Source organism: Klebsiella sp. 141153 (assembly GCF_032601995.1).
In the GTDB taxonomy this organism is placed as follows: Bacteria; Pseudomonadota; Gammaproteobacteria; order Enterobacterales; family Enterobacteriaceae; genus Klebsiella; species Klebsiella aerogenes.
Genome location: NZ_JAQIRJ010000002.1, coordinates 12,612 through 38,673 on the forward strand (window position 1 = coordinate 12,612; position 26,062 = coordinate 38,673).

General features: G+C 59.0%; 19 protein-coding genes. 6 read left to right on the forward strand and 13 right to left on the reverse strand.

Annotated features, from left to right (window positions below; translation table 11 throughout):
* Nucleotides 1-28: 28 nt before the first annotated feature.
* The 7 genes from PGS10_RS03050 to PGS10_RS03080 all read right to left on the reverse strand — a co-directional run bounded on the left by PGS10_RS03050 (nucleotide 29) and on the right by PGS10_RS03080 (nucleotide 8,109).
* Nucleotides 29-826, reverse strand: coding sequence for an SDR family oxidoreductase (locus PGS10_RS03050; protein ID WP_020079384.1), 798 nt, complete (start codon nucleotides 824-826; stop codon nucleotides 29-31).
* A 61-nt stretch (nucleotides 827-887) separates the two neighbouring features.
* On the reverse strand, nucleotides 888-1,955 hold the full coding sequence (locus PGS10_RS03055; RefSeq protein WP_015367789.1) for an ABC transporter permease: 1,068 nt from the start codon (nucleotides 1,953-1,955) through the stop codon (nucleotides 888-890).
* A gap of 17 nt (nucleotides 1,956-1,972) precedes the next feature.
* Complete coding sequence (locus PGS10_RS03060; protein WP_289577312.1) at nucleotides 1,973-3,517, reverse strand: sugar ABC transporter ATP-binding protein; 1,545 nt, start codon at nucleotides 3,515-3,517, stop codon at nucleotides 1,973-1,975.
* 1 nt (nucleotide 3,518) lies between these two features.
* Nucleotides 3,519-4,139: a DUF2291 family protein gene (locus tag PGS10_RS03065; protein WP_063414694.1), complete on the reverse strand. Its 621-nt coding sequence runs from the start codon at nucleotides 4,137-4,139 to the stop codon at nucleotides 3,519-3,521.
* 43 nt (nucleotides 4,140-4,182) lie between these two features.
* Nucleotides 4,183-5,118, reverse strand: coding sequence for a D-ribose ABC transporter substrate-binding protein (locus tag PGS10_RS03070; RefSeq protein ID WP_015367786.1), 936 nt, complete (start codon nucleotides 5,116-5,118; stop codon nucleotides 4,183-4,185).
* Between the two features lie 169 nt (nucleotides 5,119-5,287).
* The gene (locus tag PGS10_RS03075; protein WP_316422436.1) at nucleotides 5,288-6,808 is read right to left on the reverse strand and encodes an FGGY family carbohydrate kinase; all 1,521 of its coding nucleotides are present in this window, start codon (nucleotides 6,806-6,808) and stop codon (nucleotides 5,288-5,290) included.
* 350 nt (nucleotides 6,809-7,158) lie between these two features.
* Nucleotides 7,159-8,109 carry a sugar-binding transcriptional regulator gene (locus tag PGS10_RS03080; RefSeq protein ID WP_015367784.1) on the reverse strand — a complete coding sequence of 317 codons (951 nt, stop codon included), beginning with the start codon at nucleotides 8,107-8,109 and terminating at the stop codon, nucleotides 7,159-7,161.
* Nucleotides 8,110-8,482: 373 nt separating this feature from the next.
* Here PGS10_RS03080 and PGS10_RS03085 point away from each other — a divergent pair, with 373 nt between their 5' ends.
* Nucleotides 8,483-9,313 (forward strand): transketolase, encoded by an 831-nt coding sequence (locus PGS10_RS03085; protein WP_047049382.1) that lies wholly within the window; start codon nucleotides 8,483-8,485, stop codon nucleotides 9,311-9,313.
* A complete protein-coding gene (locus tag PGS10_RS03090; protein ID WP_316422438.1) occupies nucleotides 9,306-10,247 on the forward strand; it encodes a transketolase family protein in 942 nt (313 codons plus the stop codon). The genes PGS10_RS03085 and PGS10_RS03090 overlap by 8 nt, the downstream gene beginning before the upstream one ends.
* Before the next feature lie 203 nt (nucleotides 10,248-10,450).
* On the opposite strand, the gene fepA is transcribed toward PGS10_RS03090, so the two are convergent.
* Nucleotides 10,451-12,679, reverse strand: a complete 2,229-nt coding sequence (fepA, locus tag PGS10_RS03095; RefSeq protein WP_316422439.1) for a siderophore enterobactin receptor FepA — start codon at nucleotides 12,677-12,679, stop codon at nucleotides 10,451-10,453.
* A gap of 236 nt (nucleotides 12,680-12,915) precedes the next feature.
* Between fepA and fes the strand changes: the two genes are divergently transcribed.
* From fes to entF, 3 genes are read left to right on the forward strand one after another with little or no spacing between them, the layout of a single operon-like run.
* Complete coding sequence (gene fes, locus PGS10_RS03100; RefSeq protein WP_316422559.1) at nucleotides 12,916-14,184, forward strand: enterochelin esterase; 1,269 nt, start codon at nucleotides 12,916-12,918, stop codon at nucleotides 14,182-14,184.
* Nucleotides 14,185-14,187: 3 nt separating this feature from the next.
* Nucleotides 14,188-14,391 carry an MbtH family protein gene (locus PGS10_RS03105; RefSeq protein WP_045392859.1) on the forward strand — a complete coding sequence of 68 codons (204 nt, stop codon included), beginning with the start codon at nucleotides 14,188-14,190 and terminating at the stop codon, nucleotides 14,389-14,391.
* 10 nt (nucleotides 14,392-14,401) lie between these two features.
* Nucleotides 14,402-18,283, forward strand: coding sequence for an enterobactin non-ribosomal peptide synthetase EntF (gene entF, locus PGS10_RS03110; protein ID WP_316422440.1), 3,882 nt, complete (start codon nucleotides 14,402-14,404; stop codon nucleotides 18,281-18,283).
* A 78-nt stretch (nucleotides 18,284-18,361) separates the two neighbouring features.
* Here entF and fepC read toward each other — a convergent pair whose 3' ends face one another.
* Genes fepC through fepD form a run of 3 tightly spaced genes read right to left on the reverse strand, consistent with a single transcriptional unit; the run spans nucleotide 18,362 to nucleotide 21,149 of the window.
* A complete protein-coding gene (fepC, locus tag PGS10_RS03115; protein WP_047049372.1) occupies nucleotides 18,362-19,156 on the reverse strand; it encodes an iron-enterobactin ABC transporter ATP-binding protein in 795 nt (264 codons plus the stop codon).
* Entirely contained in the window at nucleotides 19,153-20,145 is a 993-nt protein-coding gene (gene fepG / locus PGS10_RS03120; protein WP_315709661.1) for an iron-enterobactin ABC transporter permease, read from the reverse strand. The genes fepC and fepG overlap by 4 nt, the downstream gene beginning before the upstream one ends.
* A complete protein-coding gene (fepD, locus tag PGS10_RS03125) occupies nucleotides 20,142-21,149 on the reverse strand; it encodes a Fe(3+)-siderophore ABC transporter permease (protein ID WP_047049369.1) in 1,008 nt (335 codons plus the stop codon). The genes fepG and fepD overlap by 4 nt, the downstream gene beginning before the upstream one ends.
* 112 nt (nucleotides 21,150-21,261) lie before the next feature.
* Between fepD and entS the strand changes: the two genes are divergently transcribed.
* Nucleotides 21,262-22,503, forward strand: a complete 1,242-nt coding sequence (gene entS / locus PGS10_RS03130) for an enterobactin transporter EntS (protein ID WP_045392871.1) — start codon at nucleotides 21,262-21,264, stop codon at nucleotides 22,501-22,503.
* Between the two features lie 58 nt (nucleotides 22,504-22,561).
* Here entS and PGS10_RS03135 read toward each other — a convergent pair whose 3' ends face one another.
* Nucleotides 22,562-24,694, reverse strand: coding sequence for a glycosyl hydrolase family 18 protein (locus PGS10_RS03135; RefSeq protein WP_047049363.1), 2,133 nt, complete (start codon nucleotides 24,692-24,694; stop codon nucleotides 22,562-22,564).
* A gap of 227 nt (nucleotides 24,695-24,921) precedes the next feature.
* Nucleotides 24,922-25,881, reverse strand: a complete 960-nt coding sequence (gene fepB, locus PGS10_RS03140; protein ID WP_047049361.1) for a Fe2+-enterobactin ABC transporter substrate-binding protein — start codon at nucleotides 25,879-25,881, stop codon at nucleotides 24,922-24,924.
* Nucleotides 25,882-26,062 lie beyond the last annotated feature (181 nt).

Genomic DNA, 26,062 nt, shown 5'->3' on the forward strand with positions numbered 1-26,062 from the left:
GGCGATAGGGCCCGCTAACCTCGGGGGATTACGACATAATCAAACCGCCATCGATATTGATGGTCTGCCCGGTGAGGTAGCGTGCGTCGTCGGAGGCGAGGAAGGCCACCAGCCCGGCCACGTCTTCCGGCTTACCGGCACGTTTCATCGGGATCCCTTCGACCCATTCCGCCATCAGTTCGCCCTTGCCGTAGCGCTTCTGCTCGGTGCTGAGAATTTCTCCCCACACGCGATCGTTGTAATCCCACATTTCACTCTCAATGATGCCGGGGCAGAAGGCGTTGACGGTGATGTTCCACGGCGCCAGTTCGTGCGCCAGGCTTTGGGTAATACCGATCACGCCCATTTTGCTGGCGGCGTAGTGCGGCGTGTAGATAAAGCCCTGACGCCCCTGGCCGGAAGAGGTATTAATCAGGCTGCCGTGGTTCTGTTTCACCATATATTTAGCGGCCTCGCGGCAGCACAGCCACACGCCGGTGGTGTTAACCGCGAGCACTTTTTCAAAATCGGCCTTTGGCATCCGATCGTAGTAATCGATGGTGATCACCCCGGCGTTCTGAATTGAGACGTCAATGGCTCCGAAGCGCGCGGCGGCCTGCTCATACAGCGACTGTACCTGCGCTTCGTCGGTCACATCGACCTGCAGCGATAAAATATCCGCCTGATAGCGCTGACGCAGGGTTTCGGCGGTCTCGTGAACGCGCTCGGCGTTGGAGACCATCACCAGATTAGCGCCGTCGCGGGCAAAGCGCTCCGCAATACCTGCGCCGATGCCGCGGCAAGCGCCGGTGATAACTACCGTTTTATTATGGAAATCTCGTTGCATATTTTTTCCCTTTCGATAAGCCGGGCGCCGGGCCCGGCGGAATACGTGAATACGGTTGCGATTAGCTGGAGGTGGCGCCGTTCGGCGGGATCGCGGCCAGCTTCTCTTCGTGGCGGCGCATCAGAATGACTTTGTTCTGCAGCTTCTGCTGGAACTGGTCGACGACAACGGCGGTGACGATCACCAGGCCCTTAATGACCATCTGCCAGAAGTCGCTAACTCCCATCATCACCATGCCGTCGGCGAGGAAGACGATCACGAAGGCGCCGATAATCGAGCCGGTCACCCGACCGCGGCCTCCTGCCAGCGCGGTTCCGCCAAGCACGGTGGCGCCGATGGCGTCCATCTCAAACATGTTGCCGGTCATCGGGTGGGCGGTTTGTAGCTGAGAGGCGACGATCAAGCCGACGAAGGCGGCGCACAGGCCGGAGAAGGCGTAGACGAAAATTTTGGCTTTGACGATCGGTACGCCGGCGAGGCGAGCGGCGGATTCGTTGCCGCCGATAGCGTAGATGTAGCGACCAAGCGGCGTTTTGGTCGTCAGCCAGTAGCCCAGTACCAGGAAGCCGATCATCAACCAGATCGGCAGATAAACGCCAAGCAGCGTACCGGAGCCCAGCGTGGCGAAACCGGTATTGCCCAGCGCTTCCATGCCGTTGAGGTTCGGGTAGGTGCTGCCGTTGTTAAACAGCAGGGCGGAGCCGCGGGCGACGTACATCATCCCTAAGGTGCAGATAAACGGCGCGACGCCGAAGCGGGTAATCACCGCGCCGTTAACCAGCCCTACCAGCACGCCGAAGACCGCGACGCAAAGGATGACCTCCGGGACGTTAAAGAAGATGATATCGCCGTTCCATAGCGGTAGCCCGTTGGTCAGCAGCGCGCCCGCGACCATCCCGCAGATACCTGCCACCGCGCCGACGGACAGGTCAATGCCGCCGGTGAGGATCACCAGCGTCATACCGATGGCCAACAGGCCGGTAATCGCCACGTGCTGGGTCATGATCAGCAGGTTAGAGGCGGTCAGGAAGTTCGGTACCATCACGCTGAAGAATGCGATCACCAGCAGCAGGGCGATGAAGGTTCTGGCCTTCAGCAGGTACATATAAATCATATATTTCTGGTTCATGATGGATTCCAGCCTGATTAATCTTGAGGTGTTGAAGCCGCGATTAACTTTTCGCGGGTCACCGCATGGCGCGGTAAATCGGCGGTAATGCGGCCATCGGCCATCACCAGGATGCGGTCGGCCAGCGCCATCACTTCATCCAGCTCCGAAGAGGAGAACATGACCGCCAGCCCCTGCTGGGCCATTTTGCCGATCAGGTGATAGACGTCGGTTTTCGCGCCGACGTCGATGCCGCGCGTCGGTTCATCAAGGAACACCACCTGCGGCTGGGTCATCAGCGCCTTACCCAGCACCACTTTTTGTTGGTTGCCGCCGCTCAGCGAGGTGATGGGCAAATTGGCGTCGCTTACTTTGATCGCCAGTTGCTGAATCATCTCTTTTACGCAGGACTCTTCTTTCTGCGGATTCAGCCAGCGCCAGGCGCGGCGAAAACCCTGCAGGCTAAAATCAGAGAGCGTCATGTTGGATTGAATCGACATCATCTGCACCACGCCTTCGCCCTGGCGGTCTTCCGGCACCAGCGCCAGCCCCTTTTTCAGGCGATGTTGAAAGCGAGATTTACCGATGCTTTCGCCGTTAAGATGTACCTCGCCGCTCTGGCAGGGCATCAGGCCGACCAGCCCTTTAAACAGCTCGGTGCGCCCGGCGCCCAGCAGGCCGTAAATACCGATCACTTCGCCCCTGCTGAGGGTGAAGGTGACATCATTGAGTTTGTAGCCGCCGCTCGGATGCAGCGCGGTCAGCCCCTTGACCTCAAGCACCGCGTTGCCTTTTGGCGCGGGCTGATAATCAAAGTGCTTTTTCTTGTCGCCGACCATCTGCTCGATGATCCACGGCACGCTGGCGTCGCTGACGTTACGCTCGCTGATAAAGCGGCCGTCGCGGAAAATGGTGATGTTGTCGCCAATCTCCATCAGCTCTTCGAGGCGATGCGAAATGTAGATAATGGTGACGCCGCGGCGCTTAAGCTGCTCGATAACCTTAAACAGCACTTTGACTTCTGACTGGCTCAGCGCCGAGGTGGGTTCATCCATAATCAGCACGCGGGTGTCTTTCGATAGCGCGCGGGCGATTTCAACCAGCTGCTGATGACCAATCCCCAGTTCGCCCAGCTGCGTGTAGGGATCGACGTCGAGCTCCAGCCGCTCCAGTAGCGATTTGGCTAACGCATATTGATATTTTTCGTTGATGCGTCCTTTCTGAAAGAATTCATTAGCCATGAATATGTTGTCCATCACATTCATATTGGGGAATAAATTCAGTTCCTGGAAAATAATGCTGATGCCTAATTTCTCTGCCTGGTGGGTAGAGTTTAAAGTCACCGCTTCGCCATCGAGAATAATTTGACCGGAGGAGGGCGTTTCCACGCCGGCAAGCATTTTCATCATGGTGGATTTACCCGCACCATTTTCTCCGATCAGAACGTTAACCTTATTTCGATAGACCCGGTAATTCACGTTATCCAGCGCGGTCACGCCGGGATAAATGCGCGAAAGGCCGCGGGTTTCGATAATCACTTCAGATTCGACTGGGTGGGGAGCGACGATATCTTGCGGCGTCATATTATTGTCCCCCCGGATGAACGATTTTCGCCGGGGTGATTTCCGGAATAGTTTGCGGAATATCCCAGGCCGAAAAGACGCCATACACTTCTACGTTGTCGCCGGTTTTCAGGTTGGCCGCCTGAATCATTTTGACCGCCTGACTATTAATATTTTTGCTGTATTCGCCAAACAGCACCTGGTCGTTAAAGTCCTGGTAGCTGGCGCCGCGGTAACCGTCGCGCAGCAGGGTGCCGCGCAGAGTAGGGCCAATCTGAACCAGCACATTACCGATGCTGCCATCGGCTAGGGTCATCTTGCCGCTGCGCGAGGCGCTATCCAGCTTGCTGACGGCGCCCGCCACCTTGACGTAAAAGATGCACGGGTTTTCGTCCTGGGCGCGGTAGCCCAGCGCTTTGCAGGCGCTATCGATATCTTTTTGCGCCTTCAGCGCGCTCATCAACTCCGCCGCCGGGCGGGCGTTGGCGACCACCTGCGGCACGATGCTCTGCTGCCAGGTTTTATCGATGTTCGCCATATGCGGATTGGGCGGGGATTTCAGGTCTGCCAGCTCCTGCTGCGAGACGATGCGGCAGCCGCCAAGCGCCAGAACGGCCAGCGCCAGACAGGTTTTCTTATACATAATGCTCTCCTCTGCGCCCCCGCAGGGGCGCAACCACCCGAACTCAGGACTTGATATTGAAGTCCTGAACTTTATCTGCGTTATCCTGGGTAATCAGAATGCCGCGGAACATCACGCGCTGCTTCGCCGGCTTTTCGCCTTTTTGCAGGTAGTTATCGAGATCGGTAACGCCCTGGGCGGCGATGGCCTGCGCCTGGAGCATCACGGTCGCCTGTAGCGTGCCTGCCTTCACCGCATCGCGTTCGTCGTTGCTACCGTCGATGCCGACGACAATCACATCGTTACGATTGGCCGCTTTCAGCGCCGCGATGGCGCCAAGAGCCACCGGGCCGTTACCGCAGATCACCCCTTTGACATCCGGGTGAGCCTGCAGAATGCTATCCATAATGCGTTTGCCGTCGATCAGGGTGCCTTTGGCATCCTGTTTTGCCACGCTGACCATATCCGGGTACTGGTCAATCACCTGGTGGAAGGATTTAGAACGGGTGACGCAGTTATTATCGGCGAGGTTGCAGGTCAGTTCGGCGTATTTGCCTTTTTCCGCCATTTTCTCAACAAATACGTTGGCGACTTCTGAACCGGCCTGGAAGTTATTGTGGGTAATTTGTTCCAGCGCGACATCATCAACCGGAATTTCACGGTTAATTAAGACCACCGGAATACCCGCTTTTTTGGCTTTTTCAATGGCGGCGACGCTGGCGGTGGAGTCGGCATTATCGAGAATAATTCCCTGCACCTTTTTACCAATGGCGGTATCAATCAGCTCATTTTGCTTTTTGACATCTTCGCCATGCGAAAGCACGGTCGTTTTATAGCCGAGGGCTTGCGCTTTTTCGCTGGCGCCTTTGGCTTCCGAGGCGTAATAAGGGTTATCCAGCGAGTTAACCATTATCATAATGGTGCCTTTTTCGGCGCTATGCGCGGCAAAGGAAAAGGCGGTCAGGGTCGCAGCGGTTAAAAGAGTTAAACGTAATTTCATGACTCTGTTCCTGTATTTTTATATTCGAACAAATGATCCCTGAGCGGGCAGGGTTTACGGTCTGAAATTTCCCCAGAATAAATTCGGGGGTTGCGATACATCGTTATGGGCCGGGGTTCTCCTGTAGTGGGTTAATAAGGTTCGTCGCCCAATCTGACGCCGATGGGCATCAGGCCGGCGAATCCGGTTTCCATAATGTTCTGTTTACCGCATGGCGCCACTCCTGCCAGCGCTGCTGTAGGCGCTGGTGGCGGGCCATGTCGGGTTGAAAAGCGCTGTGTTCGGTTAAGAAGGCTTGCAGGTCAGCGGTTTCACCGGGAGTGAGGGCTTTTCGCGCCAGCAGCGCCGCGCCGATGGCGGACAGTTCCGGGATATCGCTGCGCATCACCGGGCAGCCGAGCAGGTCGGCCTGGTATTGCATCAGCCAGTCGTTGTTGGTTGGACCGCCGTCGACCATTAATGCCGTCAGGGTGAATTCAGCGTGCTGGCGCATCGCCGCCACCACGTCGGCGATTTGATAGGTAATGGATTCCAGCGCCGCGCGGATCAGGTGCGCGCGCTTGACCCCGCGGCTAAGGCCGCAGATTACCCCGCGGGCGCTGTCGTCCCACCAGGGGGCGCCGAGCCCGGTCAGCGCCGATACGAAGTAGACCCCTAAAGTCGAATCGACGGAGGCGGGCAGGGTATTCAGCTCATGGGCCAGGTCGGCTGCGGAGAGTTCGCTCAGTCCGGTGCTGTCCGCCATCCATGCTACCGCATCGCCGGTATGGGGGATGTTGCCTTCCAGTCCCCACACCAGCTGGTCGCCATCGTGCCAGGCGACGGTGGTCGCCAGGGCGGCAATATCGCACTGGGCTGATTGGACCGGCGCCATCACCGAGGAGCCGGTACCGTAGGTGGCTTTCACACAGCCAGCTTCGCCAAGGGCGTGGCCGAATAGCGCGGCGTGGGAGTCGCCAATCATCGCCATCACCGGGATACCGTCGGGGATCGCCGCCAGCCCTTTGGTGTAGCCGAACAGCCCGCTCGACGGTTTAATCTCCGGCAGCGCCGCGCGCGGAATACCAAACAGCGTGAGCATCTCGTCATCCCACTCGCCGCGGTGCAGATTCAGCAATTGGGTGCGGGCAGCGTTGGAGTAATCGCAGAAGAAAGATTGTCCGCCGGTTAAATTCCACAGCAGCCAGCTGTCGATAGTGCCGAGGCAAATCTCGCCGCGCGCGGCAAGCTGATAACCATCGGGAGTGGCATCCAGCAGCCAGCGCATTTTGGAGGCGGAAAACAGCGGTGCAATCGGCAGGCCGGTGGCGTGCTTAATGCGCTGCTCCTGACGATCGCGACGCAGCGTGTCGCAGAAAGCGGCGCTGCGGGTACATTGCCATGTGATGGCGGCGTTAATCGGTTCGCCGCTGGCGCGATACCAGCCGATGGCGGTTTCTCGTTGATTACTGATAGCCAGCGCCGCGACGTTTTCCGCGCCGACGTGCGCCACCGCTTTGGCGATCACCGCAATCGAGGCCGCCATCAGCGCCTCGCCGGATTGTTCCACCCAACCTTCGCGCGGGGTTTGGATCGCCAGCGGCTGCGAGAACTTGACGCTGACCTTGCCTTTGCCGTCCAGCACCACGGCTTTCGCGTTGGTGGTGCCTTCATCCAGCGCAATGATGAACTCTTTGGCTGTCGCCTGCATATGATGCTCTCCTCGGTCACACATTGTCCTGGAACGGCGGAAACAGAGATGGTCTCCGGCCATTGCATGCGTCTATGCAGGCCATGATGTGACATATCGTTATCGTTTTTTTAATCACTGAATATATATTCGATAGTGATTATTTATTTGATACCTTAAGCCACAAACCCGGTGATGGGCTACCTGAAAAATCATCAATTGTGCTGGCAATCACATTTCGCAGATTGGGAATATGACACGACGGTGGGGAAGTGAGTGGTTTAATTTGTTGAATTATAATGGGTTATTTTGCAATCCCTGTTGCTGAAAAAACAGCCTCAGGGATTGACGAGGCATAAAACTGCGGAGGATTAGTCGCTAACCAGCAGTCTGGCGGTGGGGTAATCGGTGATTAAAACATCGATATAGCCGCCGGTAAGCGCGCCTTTTATTGCCGCGACTTTGTCGGTGCCGCCGGCCAGCGCGACCACGTTCGGACATTTTTTGACTTTCTCCAGCGCCATGCCGATCACCGGATCTTCATCTTCGCGTAACACCGGCTGGCCGTATTTGTCGTAGTAGTGCAGGCAGATATCGCCAACCGCACCCCGCGCCGCCAGCACCTGCAGCATATCTTCGTGATAATAGTTACCCGACGTTTTCAGCAACTGGGAAGGTTCGAGAATGCCAATGCCGACAATGGCGATATCGACCTCGTCAAAGCGTGAAACCACATCGGCGACATCTTTGCTGGCCAGCAGGCGGTTGCGCTCTTCCATGGAACCTTCGATGCTTTGCGACGGCAGCAGCCAGGCATCGCAGTTAAGACGCTGGGCCAGCGTCTGGGTGAGGATCGTCGCCTGCACGTTGCCGTTGGGCCCGACGCCGCCAAGCAGTTGGATGACGCCGCTGGCCTTCAGGTTTTGCGCGTGGACCTCATCAACCATCGCGCGGATGGTTGAGCTCCATGAAGAGACGCCAATCAGATCTTTTGGCCGCAGGCGGGTTTCCAGGTAGTGGGCGGCGGCTGAGCCAATCGCCCGCTTGATGGTATGGTCGCTGGCCTCTTCTTCGGTATCGACCACCACCGCCTGTTTAAGCCCGTAGCGATCCTCAAGCCCCTTTTCGAGATTGAGGAAGATATTTGATGGCTGTACGACGCTGATTTTGACAACGCCCTCTTTTTGGCAGCGGGTAATCGCGCGAGAGACAAATGACTGAGACAGCGAGAGAAGTTGGGCGATATCAGACTGCTTTCGTCCTTCCAGATAGTAAAGCGTGGCAATCTTCACCAATAGCCGTTGTTCATCCTGCTTAGCCATATTAATCCTCGAAAATCATTTATCGCCTTTCTTCAGGCGTTTAGCTGCAGCCATTATCGTAGTGACTTTTATCATACGCGAAAAAAAATCACACTTAAGTGTGATGATGGTCAAATTTTTACCACTCATCAAAATCGGCTATGGACAAAAACAAAACAGCCAGGCCATAATCGAATAAAGAATCATCATTGAATATATATTCAAGGCGGTTTTGAGTCAACGAGTTTATCCGGGCTTCGCCTGGAGCGGGAGGCAGAATGTTCCTGAGTATGGCGCTGGGGCGGAAGGCTAACCACCGGCATGGGGATATCTGGTTTTTTTAGTCCCTGACGGAATAAATATTCCATATTGAAAATAAATTCAGAGGTATTAAATGAATCCCTACAGATTTGATGTCCAGACGCTTGAGCGCAAAGCGCGCGCCGTGCGCCGCCACATTGTCCGCTTAAACGCCAATAGTCCGGCTGGCGGGCACACCGGGGCCGACCTGTCGCAGGTCGAGCTGTTAACCGCGCTCTACTTCCGTGTGCTCAATGCGGCGCCCGATCGGCTGGACGACCCGCAGCGCGATATCTATATCCAGTCGAAAGGCCATGCGGTGGGCTGCTACTACTGCGTCCTGGCGGAAGCAGGTTTCTTCCCGATCGATTGGCTGGAGACCTACCAGCATGCGAACTCGCATCTTCCCGGCCATCCGGTGCGGCAGAAAACGCCGGGCATTGAGCTCAACACCGGCGCGCTGGGCCACGGTTTGCCCGTTGCGGTGGGGCTGGCGCTGGCCGCGAAGAAAAGCAACAGCTCACGCCGCATCTTTTTAATCACCGGCGACGGCGAACTGGCGGAAGGCAGTAACTGGGAGGCGGCGCTGGCGGCGGCCCATTACGGCCTCGATAACCTGGTCATTATTAATGATAAGAACAATCTTCAGCTGGCCGGGCCAACCCGCGAAATTATGAATACCGATCCGCTGGCCGATAAATGGCGCGCCTTCGGCATGGAGGTCAGCGAATGCGAGGGCAACGATATGGCCTCGGTGGTCGCGACTCTCGAAGGGCTACAGCAGAACGGTAAACCTAACGTCATTATTGCCAACACCACGAAGGGCGCGGGCATCTCCTTTATCCAGGGGCGCCCGGAGTGGCACCACCGGGTGCCGAAAGGCGAGGAAATCGCACTGGCGCTGGAGGAACTGAAAGATGAGTAATGCAGAACACCTGGCGAACGTGATGGTCGAGGCGTTTATCGCCGCGGTGGAAAAGGGCGTCGATCTGGTGCCGGTGGTCGCGGACTCCACCTCAACGGCCAAGATCGCTCCCTTTATTAAGCAGTTCCCCGGACGGCTGGTTAACGTCGGTATCGCCGAGCAGAGCATGGTCGGCACCGCCGCGGGTCTGGCGCTCGGCGGTAAAGTGGCGGTGACCTGTAACGCCGCGCCGTTCCTTGTCTCTCGCGCCAACGAGCAGATTAAAGTTGATGTCTGCTACAACAACACCAACGTCAAGCTCTTTGGCCTCAACGCCGGCGCCAGCTATGGCCCATTGGCCAGTACCCACCATGCCATTGACGATCTGGCGGTAATGCGCGGTTTCGGCAATATCCAGATTTTCGCCCCCTCCACGCCGCGCGAATGTCGGCAGATTATCGACTACGCCCTGGCGTATCAGGGGCCGGTTTATATTCGTCTGGATGGCAAGGCGCTGCCGGAGTTGCATGACGAAGCGTACCGTTTTGTGCCCGGCGCGGTGCTGACCCTGCGCGAAGGCGAAGCGGTGGCGCTGGTGGCGACCGGCTCGACGGTGCACGAAGTGGTGGAGGCGGCGCAGCAGCTTGCCGACCTTGGTATTGAGGCTAAAGTGGTTAGCGTGCCGTCGATTCGACCCTGCGATACCGCGGCGCTGCTGGCGGCGCTGCAGTCATGCCGTTCAGTTATTACCGTCGAAGAACATAACGTCAACGGCGGGCTGGGGAGCCTGGTCGCCGAAGTGCTGGCGGAAGCGGGGACAGGGATTGCCTTGCAGCGTCTGGGGATCCCGGATGGCGAGTATGCGGCGGCCGCCGATCGCGGCTGGCTGCGTCAACATCACGGTTTTGACGCGGCGTCGATTGTCGTGCGAGTACAGAAGTCAGTACGGGGTTGAAGCACAACGCCCTCCATGGGGAGGGCGTCAGACTGCTGACAAACGTGCTTAAAAGTGAATGAGGGTTCTTTTTCTCCCTCTCCCTCCCAGGGAGATGGCCGGGGTGAGGGGGATAACGAGCTGACTAATCAGCAGATTTCCCCCTCTTCCTAACCCCCACCCGAAGGGGCGAGGGGTGCGTCCGTGCTCTTTGAGGGGGGGCATCAGAAGTGGGTGTTGACGCTCATATACCAGGTACGACCGGATTCGTTATAGGTCTCAGCGCCAGCGCCGTACATACTCCCTTTGTCGCCGCCGGTGGTTTGGGCGTTCCCCGCGCGCCAGTGGCGCTTGTCGAAGACGTTATCCACGCCGCCGGTCAGGCTGACGTTTTTGGTCACGTCCCAGGTCGCGCTCAGGCCGAGAATGCTATACGGGCTGACCTCGTTCTTCTCGCTGCCGGTGACTGGCTGGCCTTTGTAGTTGTACTTCTTCGGTTCCTGCTTGCCGTACCAGGTGAAGGTCGATTGCACAGAAACGTCCTGATAAACCTGCCAGCTCAGCGTCGAGTTCAGCGTGTATTCCGGAATAATCGACAGGCGATCGCCGGTCTCTTTGTTCTTACTCTGCAGCATGTAGGTGATGTTGTTGGTCCAGTTCACCGTCTCGCTGACCGGCACGTTCAACGTGCCTTCCAGCCCTTCAACTACCGCTTTCGGCACGTTTTCCCACTGGTACAGGTCGGTACCTTTATTGTTTTGATAGACCGGGGCATATCCCGCTTCAATCTTGTTGCGGTAGTCGTTACGGAACCAGGTGACGCCCGCCAGCCAGCCGTCGCGTTTGAACTCGAGGCCAATCTCTTTGTTGATGCTGGTCTCGGCTTTTAAGTCGTCATTCCCTTGCAGATAGCAGCCTTCTTTACTGGCGTAGCAGCCCTGACCTTTACTGTAGAGAATATAGTTGGGGTTGGTCTGATACAGGCTCGGCGCTTTATAGGCGCGGGCGATACCCATTTTCAGGGTAAAGTCGTCGCCCAGACCCTGCGACAGGTTCAGCGACGGGCTCCAGTTATTACCGACAATACTGTGGTGATCGAAACGCAGCGCCGGCGTCAGCATGATGGTATCGGTCACTTCCATGTTGTTCTCGGCGAACAGGGAGAAGATTTCCGCTTTCGAATACGGGCTGCGGCCGGTGCTGTCGTAGCCCGGAATTTCGCCGCCAGACAGAGCCTGAGTATTGGAGGCGTTGTCCTTCATGCGCTGCTGGTTCCATTCGGTACCCAGCGTCAGGTTCTGGTTAACCCACAGGTCGAACGGAATATTGACTTCGCTGTGCAGCATCACGTCCGACAGGTCGATATCGGTAAACTGGTTGCTGCTGAAGATCCCCTCGGTGCCGCCCGCCAGACCTTCGCCTTTACGCGAGTTGCGGGTGTGTTCGTACTGCGCCCAGTTGCTGGTGGTCACACCGTTATCCCAGCCGCCGTTCCAGGTCACGGAGTAAGTATTGCGATAGAGACGGTTGGTCTCTTTACCGTAGTTCTCTTTCACCAGAGCGTTGCTGTTGGTGTTTTGCGTGTCACCGGCGTAGAGGTTGCCCTGGCGGCTATAGCCGGCTTCAAATTCCAGCGACTGCATCGGCGCGAAATCCCAGCGCACCACGCCGTTGATGTTTTTGTTTTCTACCCCTTCACGCCCGGCGGGCAGGGTATCGGCGTAAATGCCGGTACGTTCAGACTGATGACCCTGGTTGATATCCCAGGCATCAGCCTGGGTTTTATCGAGGTTGCCATACATGCGGAAGCTGAAATCGCCGCCCAGCGGGCCGCTGAGGCTAAAGTCGGTACGCTTGGTCGCGCCTTCGTCTTTATGCTCCGGCATGTTCATGTAGGCGTTCCACGAACCATGCCACTGGTTGTCGAATTTTTTAGTAATGATGTTGACCACGCCGCCCGCCGCGCCGTTGCCGTAGCGCGCCGCCGCCGGGCCGCGGATAACGTCAATACGTTCGATCATTTCCGGCGGTACCCAGCTGGTATCGCCGCGGGTGTCGCGCTCGCCGCGCCAGCCGAGACGAATGGAGTTACGGCTGGTCACGGGCTTACCGTCAATCAGGATTAAGGTGTTTTCCGGGCCCATGCCGCGAATATCAATCTGGCGATTGTTGCCGCGCTGGCCGCTGGTGGAGTTGCCGGTCAGGTTGACGCCCGGCATGGTACGGATGATTTCAGAGACGTCGCGCGCCGGCGGACGTTTGCGAATTTCATCGGCGGTAATGGTCGAAACGCCCGGCGCCTGCAGGTTTTGCACCTCGGCGGTGACGACCATCGTTTCTTCACCGGCGGCTTGTTTACTGTCGGTGGTTTCTTCTGCCGCGCACAGCGGGAATGCCACCCCGTAGATACCCAGATTGACCATTAAGGCCAGGGACTTAATCCTGTTATTCATTGTAAGTCAGTTCCGCTTTTCTTTGCCGCTTTCCCCAGAAGCCCCTTCCCACCGGGAGGGGAGACGGCATAAATGTAGCCAGTAGAAGGTGAACGCTTTCCGTAGCCCACCGAGCCAAACGCTCAGAAAAGACCCTCTCTGACCTTGATTTAATGTAATGAGAAGACGCGCTACCCATAGGCGCGTTAATACGCTATTGCAAATGCAAATAGTTATCAATAATATTATCAATAAATATTACCTTTGTTGATAAAAATCACGGTAAACATAGGGTTACTGACGGAATGCAAATAACGGGAAGTGATGACTGGTGGCGGGGGATCGCCGGCCCGCAGACTGAGGCGCTGGGCGACGCATATCGGGTGACCTTCTGGTGGCGCGATCCGGCCGGCAGCGAAACCACGTCGCCGATTCGGCGGGTGTGGATTTACATTACCGGCGTCACCGATCATCACCACAACGCGGCGCCGCAAACCCTGCAGCGCATCCCCGGTACCGATGCCTGGCGCTGGCAAACCACGCTCCCCGCCAGTTGGCGCGGCAGCTACTGTTTTATTCCCTCCGAACGCGACGACGATTTTTCACCGCAGCTTTTTAACGGTGAAGCGCCGGACCGCGCGCTGCTGCGCGAAGGCTGGCGCAAACTGCTGCCGCGGGCGATTGCCGATCCCCGCAATCCGCAAAGCTGGAAGGGGGGACGCGGCCACGCGGTCTCGGCGCTGGAACTGCCGCAGGCGCCGGAACAGCCGGGTTGGCATTATCGCGAGCCGGTTTCGCCTGCGCCGCGCTGTATTGAATGGCGCAGCCAGCGATTAGGTAACCAGCGACGAGTGTGGATTTACACCATCGGCAGTGGGACGGATCGCCCGCTGGCGATCCTGCTTGACGGCCAGTTCTGGGCCGAAAGCATGCCGATTTTTGCGCCGCTGGCGGGGCTGACGCGGGAAGGCCGCCTGCCGCCGGCGGTCTATGTGCTGATCGACGTTATCGACAATCAACACCGCAGCGTCGAGCTGCCCTGCAACCGTGATTTCTGGCTGGCGGTACAGGAAGAACTGCTGCCGCAGGTGCAGGCAGTGGCGCCATTCAGCGATCGCGCCGACCGGACGGTGGTGGCGGGGCAGAGCTTTGGCGGTCTGGCGGCGATGTATGCCGCGCTCCACTGGCCGCAGCGTTTTGGCTGCGTCCTGAGCCAGTCGGGGTCGTACTGGTGGCCGCAGCGCGGCAGTAGCCAGCCGGGGGTGATACTTGAACAACTGCAGCGCGGCGAACTTCGGCCGCAGGGGCTGCGTATCTGGCTGGAAGCCGGCGTGCGCGAACCGATTATTTTTCGCGCCAACCAGGCGCTTTTCGCGCAGCTGCGGCAGACCACGCCGTCCATTTTCTGGCGCCAGGTTGACGGCGGGCATGACGCGCTATGCTGGCGCGGCGGGCTGACGTCCGGGCTTATCCAGCTGTGGCAGTCTTTGCGCCGCGGGCAACAACACGCGCTTAACGAGGAGTGAGAGATGCAATTCAGCAACCCCTTCGATAATCCCCAAGGGCAGTTTTACATTCTGCGCAACGCACAGGGGCAATTTAGCCTGTGGCCGCATCACTGCGCGCTGCCGACAGGCTGGACGGTGGAGTGTCCGCCGCAGTCATTAGAGGCCTGTAACGCCTGGCTTGCCGCCAACTGGTCAACCCTTATTCCAGCGCACTACGCCTCCTGAGGAGCTTTCGATGAGTACACGTTTACCGCTGGTTGCGGCGCAGCCGGGGATTTGGATGGCTGAACGCCTCTCTACGCTACCCGGCGCCTGGAGCGTTGCCCACTATGTTGAACTGCGCGGCAATCTCGATCCGGCGCTGCTGAGTAAGGCTATCGTCGCCGGGCTTAAGCAGGCCGATACCCTGAGCATGCGCTTTTGCGAAGATAACGGCGAAGCGTGGCAGTGGGTTGATGACGCGCGCGAGTTTGCCGAGCCGCAAAACGTCGACCTGCGCCAGCAGGCCGATCCGCACATGGCCGCGCTGGCCCTGATGCAAAGCGATCTCGGGCAGAATCTGCGTGTCGATAGCGGTAATCCGCTGGTCTGCCATCAGCTCATGCGCGTTGGCGACGATTGCTGGTACTGGTATCAGCGCTATCACCATTTGCTGGTTGATGGCTTTAGCTTCCCGGCCATTACCCGCCAGATCGCCGCGATTTATCGCGCCTGGCAACGCGGGGAAGAGACGCCGGATTCACCGTTTACCCCGTTCGCCGAGGTGGTGGAAGAGTATCAGCGCTACTACGGCAGCGAGGCGTGGCAGCGCGATAAAGCCTTCTGGCAGGCGCAGCGTCAGGCGTTGCCGTCTCCGGCTTCGCTATCTGACGCGCCGCTGGCCGGGCGGGCGACCAGCAGTGATATCTGGCGCCTGAAACTGGAGGCCGATCCGGCTGTCTTCAGCCAGCTCGCCGCCAGCGCGCCGCAGTGCCAGCGTGCCGATCTGGCGCTGGCGCTGACGACGTTGTGGCTGGGACGGTTGTGCGGCCGCATGGATTACGCGGCTGGCTTTATCTTTATGCGCCGCATGGGATCGGCGGCGCTGACCGCCACCGGCCCGGTACTCAACGTACTGCCGCTGGCGGTGAATATCGACGCGCAGGAGACGCTGGCGCAGCTGGCGACGCGTCTCTCCGGGCAGCTGAAAAAAATGCGCCGCCATCAGCGCTACGATGCTGAGCAAATTGTCCGCGATAGCGGCAAAGCGGCGGGCGACGAACCGCTGTTCGGCCCGGTGCTGAACATCAAAGTCTTTGATTACCAGTTGGATATCGACGGCGTGCAGGCGCAGACGCATACCCTCGCCACCGGCCCGGTGAATGACCTCGAGCTGGCACTGTTCCCGGACGAACGCGGCGGCCTGTCGCTGGAGATCCTCGCCAACAAAGCACGCTACGATGAGGCGACGCTGAACCGCCACGTATCGCGTCTGACATCGTTACTGGCGCAGTTTGCCGCCAATCCGGCGCTGCGCTGCGGCGAAGCGGAGATGCTGTCGGCGGAAGAAGGCGCGCAGCTGGCATTGATCAACAATACCGCGATGCCGCTGCCGACCACCACCCTCAGCGCGCTGGTGGCGGAACAGGCGCGGAAAACGCCGGATGCCCCGGCGCTGGCGGATGCCAACTGGCGCTTTAGCTACCGCGAAATGCGCCAGCAGGTGGTGGCGCTGGCCAACCTGCTGCAGCAACGCGGCGTGAAGCCGGGGGATAGCGTGGCGGTTGCCTTACCGCGTTCGGTCTTCCTGACGCTGGCGCTGCACGGCATTGTCGAAGCCGGCGCCGCCTGGCTGCCGCTGGACACCGGCTACCCGGATGACCGTCTGCGGATGATGCTGGAAGATGCGCGGCCTTCGCTGCTGATTACCTCTGACGATCAACTGGCCCGTTTTAGCGATATTCCTGGGCTGAGCAGCTTGTGTTATCAGCAGCCGCTGGCCGCTGAAGATGATACGCCGCTGGCGCTGTCAAAACCGGAACATACCGCCTATATCATCTTCACCTCCGGCTCCACCGGGCGGCCGAAAGGGGTGATGGTCGGCCAGACCGCCATCGTGAACCGCCTGCTGTGGATGCAAAATCACTATCCGTTAACCGCCGCCGATGTGGTGGCGCAGAAGACGCCGTGCAGCTTTGATGTCTCGGTATGGGAGTTCTGGTGGCCGTTTATGACCGGCGCGCAGCTGGTGATGGCGGCGCCGGAGGCGCATCGCGATCCGCAGGCGATGCAGCGGTTCTTCGCGCAGTACGGCGTGACCACCACCCACTTTGTTCCGTCGATGCTGGCGGCGTTTGTCGCCTCGCTGGATAGCGATAATGTGTCGTCCTGCCGGACGCTAAAACGCGTTTTCTGCAGCGGCGAAGCGCTGCCGACGGAACTGTGTCGCGAATGGGAACGCTTAACCGGCGCGCCGCTGCATAACCTGTACGGGCCGACGGAAGCGGCGGTGGATGTCAGCTGGTATCCCGCCTGTGGGCCAGAGCTGGCGGCGGTCACCGGCAACAGCGTGCCCATCGGTTGGCCGGTATGGAACACTGGATTACGTATTCTTGATGCCACCATGCGCCCGGTGCCGCCGGGCGTGGCGGGTGATTTGTACTTAACGGGCATTCAGCTGGCGCAGGGATATATGGGGCGCCCGGATCTGACCGCCAGCCGCTTTATTGCCGACCCGTTTGCTCCCGGCGAGCGCATGTACCGCACCGGCGATGTGGCGCGCTGGCTGGATAACGGGGCGGTAGAGTATCTTGGCCGCAGCGACGATCAGTTGAAAATTCGCGGCCAGCGCATTGAGCTTGGCGAGATCGACCGGGTGATGGCGGCGCTGCCGGACGTCGCGCAGGCGGTGTGCCACGCCTGCGTCTTCAATCAGGCCGCGGCCACCGGCGGCGATGCCCGTCAGCTCGTCGGTTATCTGGTGAGCGAGTCCGGCCAGCCGTTGGACGTGGCGGCGCTGAAGGCGCGTCTTAGCGAACAGCTGCCGCCGCACATGGTGCCGGTGGTGCTGATCCAACTGGAATCCTTCCCGCTCAGCGCCAACGGTAAGCTGGACCGTAAAGCGCTACCGCTCCCCTCCTTAAGCAGCGAGCGCAGCGGTCGCCCGCCGCAATCGGCTACCGAGTTGACCGTTGCCGCGGCGTTCAGCCAACTGCTGGGCTGCGAGGTAAATGATATCGACGCCGATTTCTTCGCCCTCGGCGGCCATTCGCTGCTGGCGATGCGGCTGGCGGCGCAGCTTAGCCGCGAGCTGGCGCGGCAGGTGACGCCGGGGCAGGTGATGGTCGCTTCGACGGTCGGCAAGCTGAGCGCGCTGCTGGCTTCCGACCTGAGCGACGAGCAGGCGCAGCGTCTTGGCTTTGATGCGCTGTTGCCGCTGCGCGAGAGCGATGGTCCGACGCTGTTCTGCTTCCATCCGGCTTCCGGTTTTGCCTGGCAGTTCAGCGTGCTGGCGCGTTATCTTAGCCCGCGCTGGTCGATTACCGGAATTCAGTCGCCGCGTCCGACGGGGCCCATGGCCTCCGCCGCCAACCTCGACGAGGTCTGCGAGCATCATCTGCGCACGCTTTTAGCGCAGCAGCCGCATGGGCCTTACTATCTGTTTGGCTATTCGCTCGGCGGAACGCTGGCGCAGGGGATTGCCGCCCGTTTACGCCAGCGCGGCGAAGAGGTGGCGTTCCTTGGCCTGCTCGATACCTGGCCGCCGGAGACGCAAAACTGGGCGGAGAAAGAGGCGAACGGCCTGGATCCCGAGGTGCTGGCGGAAATCGCCCGCGAGCGCGAAGCGTTTCTCGCCGCGCAGCAGGGGCAGGCTTCCGGCGAGCTGTTCAGCGCGATTGAAGGTAACTACGCCGATGCGGTGCGCCTGTTGACGACCGCGCACAGCGCGAAGTTTGACGGTAAGGCAACGCTATTTGTGGCGGAGAAAACGCGCCAGAAAGGGATGGATCCGCAGGTCGCATGGGGGCCGTGGGTTGGCGAGCTGGAGGTGTTCAGCCAGAACTGCGCCCACGTCGAGATTATCTCGCCGCAGGCCTTTGAAGCGATAGGCCCGGTAGTGCGGGAGATTCTGGGGTAACGGTAGAGCTCGGGCTACCCGTTTTTGGTAGCCCGGCTCAGCGCAGCGCAAGCCGGGGATGCGATGGTAAAGAAAAGATTATCGGCGTCCCAGCGGCACCACCAGCGGCGTATGCGCTACCGGATCCTCGATGATCGTGCAGCGCAGGCCATAGATACGCTCAATCAGATCCGCCGTGACGATCTCTTTCGGCGCGCCTTCGGCGACGATCTTACCGTCGCGCAGGGCGATCAGATGGGTGGCGTAACGACAGGCCTGATTGAGATCGTGCAGTACCGCCGCCAGCGTATATCCCTTCTCGCGATTCAGCTCGCTTAACAGCTCCAGCAGGTCGATCTGATGGCTGATATCAAGCCAGGTCGTCGGCTCATCAAGCAGCATAATCGCCGTCTCCTGCGCCAGTACCATTGCAATCCACGCCCGCTGGCGCTGGCCGCCGGAGAGGGTATCCACGCTCTGCAGCGCGAGGTCGACAATACCCGTCGCCCGCATCGCGTTATTTACCGCTGCTTCGTCCTCTTTACGCCAACGGGTAAACATCGGCTGATGCGGATAGCGCCCGCGCGCCACCAGCTCCTGTACGGTGATATCGCCGGGCGTGGTGGCATTCTGCGCCAGCAGGCCGATCCGCTTCGCCACCTCTTTGCTGGCGTAGTGCTGGATCTGCTCGCCATCGAGATAAACGTGTCCGCTGGACGGCGTCATCAGACGGCTAAGGGTACGCAGCAGGGTTGATTTACCACAGCCGTTGGGGCCGATAATCGCCGTAAAATGGCCGTCAGGAATTGTGACGTTCAGCGATTCGGCGATGGTCTTTTTACCGTAGGCCAGGGTCAACTGGTCGCCGCGCAAACGGGAGGTGACAGCGGTCATTTTTTGCGGGACTCCTGAATTAATAACGCGATGAGGTAGATACCGCCAAGGCTGACGGTGACCACCCCGACCGGTAACTGATAAGGCATGAACAGGCGCTGAGCGCAGTAATCGGCCAGCGCCAGCAGCAGCGCGCCGCACAGCGCCGACTGGGTTAATCCCCAGCGCGCGGTGCCGCTTATCCGCCGGGCGATATGCGGCGCGACCAGCGCGACGAAAGAAATAGGCCCGGCCAGCGCGGTGGCGGAAGCGGTCAGCAACACCGCCACCAGCATCAGCAGCAGGCGCGAACGTTCGACTCGAACCCCCAGCGCGCAGGCGGTATCGTCGCCCATCTCCAGCAGCCGCATCCGCCGCGCCAGTAGGGCGCTGCACGCCAACATCAACAGGATAAGCGGCGCCGAAGGCCAGGTTTTGCCCCACGTCAGGCCGTTGAGCGAACCGGCATTCCACAATCCGGCGGAAAGGGCGGTCTCAAGCGACGCGCGCAGCAGCAGCCAGGTATTGAATGCCACCAGCATGGCGCGCACGCCGATGCCGATAATGATCAGGCGGAAGGTTTCTATGCCGTTGCGCCACGCCAGTAGCCACACCACCAGCGAGGTCAGCACGCCGCCGAGCATCGCCGCCAGCGCGATGGCGGTTAGGTTCTGGCCGAACATCACCATTGCTACCAGCACGCCGCTCCAGGCGCCGGTGTTGAAACCCATTACGTCCGGGCTACCCAGCGGATTACGCATCAATGACTGAAAAATGGCGCCGCTGACGCCAAGCCCGGCGCCGATAAGCAGCGCCATCAGCACGCGCGGCAGTCGCCATTCGGTGACCACCATGCTGACGCTGCGCGGTGCGTCGCCGAGTAGCGCGGAAATCACCTGTTCAGTGCTGAGCGGCACCAGGCCATTACCCAGACCGAACAGGGACACCAGCAAGCTCGCGAAAATCAGCAGCAGGCAGCAGAAAATCAGGCGGCGGGAGGGAGCTATCACAGCGCACCTCCTCGCGGCTGACGGCGAACCAGCCAGATCAGCACCGGCGCGCCGATAAAGGCGCTGACCACCGAAACGCGCAGTTCACCAGGCACCAACAGGCGGCCAATCACGTCGGCAAACAGCAACAGGGCAGGGGTGGCGAGCAGCGTAACCGGCAATGACCAGCGGTGATCCGCCCCCACCAGCCAGCGCGCCATATGCGGCATCATCAGGCCGATAAAGGCGATAGGGCCGACCAGCGCCGTCGCGCTGCCGCACAGGACGGTGATCGCCAGCAGGCCGATCAATTGGGTACGTGCGACCCGGCTACCGAGCGCGGTGGCGGTGTCGGCGCCGAGGCTCAGGCTGTTCAGCGCCCGGCTAAGAAACAGGGTTACCACGGCGGCAATCAGCACCGGCAGCAGGACTATTTTCAGCGTTTGCAGGGTGCGAATATCCAGCGAGCCGGCCTGCCAGAAGCGCAGCTGGTCATACACGTCCGGGTTGAGCAGGGCGATGCCGTTAGATAAACCTTCCAGTACCGCCGCCAGCGCCACGCCCGCGAGGGTCAGGCGCACCGGGCTGAGCTGGCCGCCGCCCTGGCTGCCGGTAAACGCGACCAGTAGCGACGCGGCGAAGGCTCCGCAGAAGGCCATCAGCAACTGCTCCTGCGGCGATGTTATGCCGAACAGCGCCGCGCCGAGCACGATGGCGAAGCTGGCGCCGGAGTTGACGCCGAGCAGGCCCGGGTCGGCCAACGGGTTACGGGTGAGGGTTTGCATTAGCGCGCCGGCGAGGCCAAGCGCGCAGCCGGCCAGCAATCCGGCCAGCGTACGCGGCAGGCGGGCATCCAGTACGATGGTACAGTCGGCGCTCTGACAACTGCCGGAAAAGGCATCGATAATCACCGAAGGCGGCAACGGTTTGGCGCCGATAAGCAGGCTGAGCGCAATCGCAAGAGCCAAAAGTAACAAGAGACCCGGCACGGCGACGGCGCGCACCGTGGTCGTAGAAAACGACATAGTTCAAATCCCTGATATGATAATGATAGTAATTATCGTTATCGATTTTATTCAGGTATGTTACCATGAGAAACCATAAAAATGGTATGAAAAATAACGACAAGGCCCTTGCATGAATCGACCTTCCCGGCTGCTTGATGTCAGCCTCCTGCGCACCCATCCGGCGTTCCGCGCCGTCTTTATCGCTCGCTTTATCTCGATCCTGTCGCTTGGCCTGCTAGGCGTGGCGATCCCGGTTCAAATCCAGACAATGACCCACTCGACCTGGCAGGTCGGACTGTCGGTAATGCTGACCGGTTGTTCGATGTTCGTTGGGCTGATGGTTGGCGGCGTGCTGGCCGACCGTTATGAGCGTAAACACCTGATCCTGCTGGCGCGTGGCACCTGCGGCGTGGGCTTCGTCGGCCTGTGCCTGAACGCCATGCTGCCGGAACCGTCGCTGGCGGCCATTTACCTGCTGGGGATTTGGGATGGCTTCTTCGCCTCCTTAGGGGTGACCGCGCTGCTGGCGGCGACGCCGGCGTTGGTGGGCCGCGAAAACCTGATGCAAGCCGGGGCGATCACCATGTTGACCGTGCGTCTCGGTTCGGTGATATCGCCGATGATCGGCGGGTTGCTGCTGGCGACCGGCGGCGTGGCCTGGAACTACGGCCTGGCGGCGGCGGGGACGTTCATTACCACCCTGACGCTGCTGCGTCTGCCGCTGCTGCCTCCGCCGCCGCAGCCGCGCGAGCATCCGCTGAAATCTCTGCTGGCGGGGCTTAAATTTCTCTTTAATAGCCCGCTTATTGGCGGTATTGCGCTGCTCGGCGGCCTGTTGACGATGGCCAGCGCGGTGCGGGTGCTTTATCCGGCGCTGGCGGAGGGCTGGCAGATGTCAAATTCGCAGATTGGCCTGTTGTACGCCGCCATTCCGCTTGGCGCGGCGCTGGGTGCGTTAACCAGCGGACAACTGGCGCATACCGCCAGGCCGGGGGCGTTGATGTTGACGACAACGGTGGGGTCGTTTGTGGCGATTGCGCTATTCAGCGTGATGCCGTTCTGGGCGCTGGGCGCGCTCTGTCTGGCGCTGTTTGGTTGGCTGAGCGCGATAAGTTCGCTGCTGCAGTACACGCTGATTCAGACGCAAACGCCGGAAAATATGCTGGGGCGCATTAATGGCCTGTGGACCGCGCAGAACGTGACCGGCGATGCTATTGGCGCGGCGCTGCTGGGGGGGTTAGGGGCGGTAATGACCCCGGTGGCTTCGGCCAGCGCCAGCGGCTGGGCGCTGGTGATTGTGGGAATATTACTGGTTGGCTTATTGCGCGAGCTACGCCGTTTTCAGCGTCCGGAGATGGTCAGCGAAAGTTAAATGCAACAATAGCAAAAAGGCCCCGGATTACTCCGGGGCCTGGCTTCACTTATAACACTTAGTACGCGCCGAGATCTTTCCAGACGTCGAACTGGCCGCAGTTCAGGTCCGGCTGGTTGCCCTGAGACCACCATTTCACCTGGTAGTTATGGCCTTTCCAGCTCACGGTTTCAAAGGTACCCCAGTTGCCGCCATAAACAGTATTGGCATTCCACTGCGGGTAAGGCGCGGCGGCATCGTCAGAAGGAACAACGTCATCATCCTTTGCCGGCACGTCATCGGCATCTTTTTCGTCGTCAGCCGGTTCATCAGCCGGCTCATCGGCTGGCTTGTCATCGCTCTGGCCATTCTGGGAAGCCACGACCACGGAGAGGATAAAGCGCTGCTGGGTTGACGGTTCGCCCCAGGTATCGCGAACGAACAGCGTGAAAGTAAATTCAGTGTCCGCGGTGACTTCCGGTACGTCGAACTCAATGACCGCGGCGGTTTTATCAGCGACATCAATCGCTGCCGGCACGCCCCAGCTGTAGCTCAGCTCGTCGCTATCTTCATCAGATGATTTTTCACCGGACAGGCGAACGCGAGAGCCGCCTACGACCATCATTTCAATCGCCGCTTCCGGCGCATGGTTTACCGTTGGTTCGGTTGGCTCATCTTCTGACTTATCGTCATCCTGTTCATCAGCAGGCACAACGTTGATGCCTTCGAAATAGAACGGGTCCATATCGATAACTTCAGAAGCGATTTCATACCCCAGACCTTCACGGGCGGCGTTAACCAGCACGCCGTTATCATGGTCAATAGTCCAGGTAAACAGACCGCCCAGCCCCAGGCTGGCAGCGTATTCGCCTTTGGCTTTGACGGTGCGCGGGGTATCCAGCGACATGAAGAGTTTGGATTCCGGGTTGTAGAGGAAGTCAGCATCAGCTACCTGGTCGGTGTAGACGTTGAAGCCGTTACGGCCTTTCTGGTTTTCCAGGTCCAGGTAGTTATAAATGACGTCATACCATTCGTTGGTGCCGGATTCAAATGTACCGACAGTGGTACCGTTACCCGGGTTATAGGTGCCTTTCAGCGGCGACAGCGATTCCAGCTCGGCATTGCGGCCGTTACGGGTATAGCCGGCGTAACCGATGTTGATGCGCTCAGCCGGGAAACCTTCCGCCAGCAGGTGTTCAACAATGGTATTAATCGCCCAGTCGCCTTGCTCAATGGCTTTCAGGTTGGTGTGGTGGGTGATGCTTTCCGCCCACGGGGTGCCGAAGAAGTCATAGGTCATGACGTTGATGCCGTACAGACCGGCATTCATCAGCGCTTTGACGTTGGAATAACCAAACGTTTTTACTACCGCGGAGCTGGCAATGGAGATTTTGACATCGCTCAGGCCGGCGGAATCGAGCTGTTTACGCAGTTCACCAATCAGCAGGGCGTAATTATCGCCATCTTCCGGGCCGTATGGGTTACCGGCGCCTTCGGCGTTCGGGTATTCCCAGTCGATATCCACTTCGCTGAACATCGGGAATTGTTTGAACAGTTTCACCACGCCTTTGGCGAAGGTTTTACGGGCAGAATCCGACGCCGCGGTTTCATGAAAACCGTTGCTCATGGTCCAGCCGCCGATGCTCATTGACAGCACCAGGTTGTGGCCCTGCTGTTTGGCTTTCGCCTGCAGGTCACGCAGACCGCCGAGCAGGCCTTTGGTGTTTGTCTGGGTTACGGTTTTCGGATCAACATCCCAGCCGCTGACGCTGTGGCCAACGTTAACGTAAGACTGGAAATCGCCCCACGGATCAAGGAAGGTCGGTTCATATTTCACTTTGCCGCACTGCTCTGCCCCTTCGGCCACCACATCACGCCACTGACCATCCACTTTATGGAAGCCGGTTACGCCGACGAAGCCAACGATGATTTTATCGTAAGCGGTAGGGGAGACGTTAGTCAGGTCGTAGCCGCGGCCGCGGTTATCTTTCGCATCGCTGCCCTGCAGGCGGCCATCGTACTGAGACCAGTCGGTGTAATAACCGAATACTTTAGGTTTGTTGGTTGCGCTTTTGTATTTGTTATACACCGGTTTGGCGACGCGGTCCGAAGTATAGCTGTAGTTGCTGACTTCTGTTGCCGGGTTAAAACCATCAGCAGCGTTACTGGTTTCGGTCAGGGTATCGCCCTTAATCAATTTGCTTGTCGTCACGGTAATTTCCTTATGAGTTGAATGTCCACCTCAAGTGGTGTGGGGCAGATATTCGAGGAACGCGACGGCGATGGCTAATCACAAAACAACACCTCAAACGATGATGATTCGCGTGAGGCGCCGATGAGGTCTCAAGTGGGGAAGGCAATAAAAAGTTATTTTATAACAAAAGGATGATGTAGTTGATGATGTGAAATGAGATCCCGGCCCCAGGGCCGGGAAGAGAATCAGGCAAAGAGCGCCGATAAACGTTGTAGCACCAGCATGGCGCTGTAGTAGTCAAGACGGAAGGTTTCCGTCCCCAGCGGATAAACGCGCTTTGCAGCAACGGCTGGCAAATGCGCCAGTAGCGGATTGGCGTAAATTGCCCCGGCGTCTTTCTCGTCGCCGGCGAACAGGAACAGGCTTTCGCCGTTAATTCCGGCGGCCAGGTTTTCGCCGCCCAACTGCACGATATCGTGACGCTTACCCTGGCTCTGGCTGGCGTGCAGACCACCCGGCAGTGTCGCCAGCTTAAAGCCTAACTGTTCCAGCATCTGACCCTGCGCTGATTCCGGCGTCCAGATATTGGCGCTATGCGCCGCGGCGGTATAAACCAGCGCGGTGACCGGCTGCGGCGGCAACTTCAGTTTCTCTTTTAACGAAACGAGCTGTTTATTGAACTCGGCAATGCGCGCGTCCGCCTGCTTTTCATGACCGGTAATATGTCCCAATTGGGTTAGAAGCGTCTGCCAGCTTTTATCGTCGTAGTTGATGATAAGGGTCGGCGCGATAGTCGAAAGCTGGTCGTACAGCGCCAGCGCGGAATCGCCGCCGGTGGCGCTAATCAGGATCAGATCCGGCATCTGCGCCGCTACCGCTTCGGCGCTGGGTTCGCCAATATACAGTCGCGCTAGTTTGCGCTTTTTAGCGATATCGCCCCACTGGCGCAGAAAGCCCTGTGCATCGGCCACGCGGTTATTCGGCGTGGTCGCGCCGCTGGCGACCACCGGCGCATCAATAGCCAGCAACGAACCGGTGAGGGTGACGCTGGTTGAGACTATGCGCAGCGGCTGGCTTTCCAGCGTATGGGTACCGCGACTGTCGGTGATCTGACGCGGCCAGTCCGCCGCCAGCGCTGAGGTAATTCCTAAAAGGCACAGCCCGCTGGCGAGTAAAGTACGACGGCAAAAAGTGGCAAAATTCACGAATTCGCATCCTGAGTCAGTTGTAGTAAATACGTCTCATTTTCAACTTTGTGTAACCCGGATGCAAGTTTAAGTCGCATAACCTGCTGTTTGTGCGGTTGACAAGGAGAGCAATACCTTTTAGGTTAGCCAACAAAAATATAAATGATAATTATTCTTAATATCTTTATCGTTTTTGGAG

Excerpts from the sequence above, each read along its gene's own strand:
- PGS10_RS03050 (WP_020079384.1), bottom strand. The coding sequence starts at position 826 with ATGCAACGAGATTTCCATAATAAAACGGTAGTTATCACCGGCGCTTGC.
- PGS10_RS03055 (WP_015367789.1), bottom strand. The coding sequence starts at position 1,955 with ATGAACCAGAAATATATGATTTATATGTACCTGCTGAAGGCCAGAACC.
- PGS10_RS03060 (WP_289577312.1), bottom strand. The coding sequence starts at position 3,517 with ATGACGCCGCAAGATATCGTCGCTCCCCACCCAGTCGAATCTGAAGTG.
- PGS10_RS03065 (WP_063414694.1), bottom strand. The coding sequence starts at position 4,139 with ATGTATAAGAAAACCTGTCTGGCGCTGGCCGTTCTGGCGCTTGGCGGC.
- PGS10_RS03070 (WP_015367786.1), bottom strand. The coding sequence starts at position 5,118 with ATGAAATTACGTTTAACTCTTTTAACCGCTGCGACCCTGACCGCCTTT.
- PGS10_RS03075 (WP_316422436.1), bottom strand. The coding sequence starts at position 6,808 with ATGCAGGCGACAGCCAAAGAGTTCATCATTGCGCTGGATGAAGGCACC.
- PGS10_RS03080 (WP_015367784.1), bottom strand. The coding sequence starts at position 8,109 with ATGGCTAAGCAGGATGAACAACGGCTATTGGTGAAGATTGCCACGCTT.
- PGS10_RS03085 (WP_047049382.1), top strand. The coding sequence starts at position 8,483 with ATGAATCCCTACAGATTTGATGTCCAGACGCTTGAGCGCAAAGCGCGC.
- PGS10_RS03090 (WP_316422438.1), top strand. The coding sequence starts at position 9,306 with ATGAGTAATGCAGAACACCTGGCGAACGTGATGGTCGAGGCGTTTATC.
- fepA (WP_316422439.1), bottom strand. The coding sequence starts at position 12,679 with ATGAATAACAGGATTAAGTCCCTGGCCTTAATGGTCAATCTGGGTATC.
- PGS10_RS03105 (WP_045392859.1), top strand. The coding sequence starts at position 14,188 with ATGCAATTCAGCAACCCCTTCGATAATCCCCAAGGGCAGTTTTACATT.
- entF (WP_316422440.1), top strand. The coding sequence starts at position 14,402 with ATGAGTACACGTTTACCGCTGGTTGCGGCGCAGCCGGGGATTTGGATG.
- fepC (WP_047049372.1), bottom strand. The coding sequence starts at position 19,156 with ATGACCGCTGTCACCTCCCGTTTGCGCGGCGACCAGTTGACCCTGGCC.
- fepD (WP_047049369.1), bottom strand. The coding sequence starts at position 21,149 with ATGTCGTTTTCTACGACCACGGTGCGCGCCGTCGCCGTGCCGGGTCTC.
- entS (WP_045392871.1), top strand. The coding sequence starts at position 21,262 with ATGAATCGACCTTCCCGGCTGCTTGATGTCAGCCTCCTGCGCACCCAT.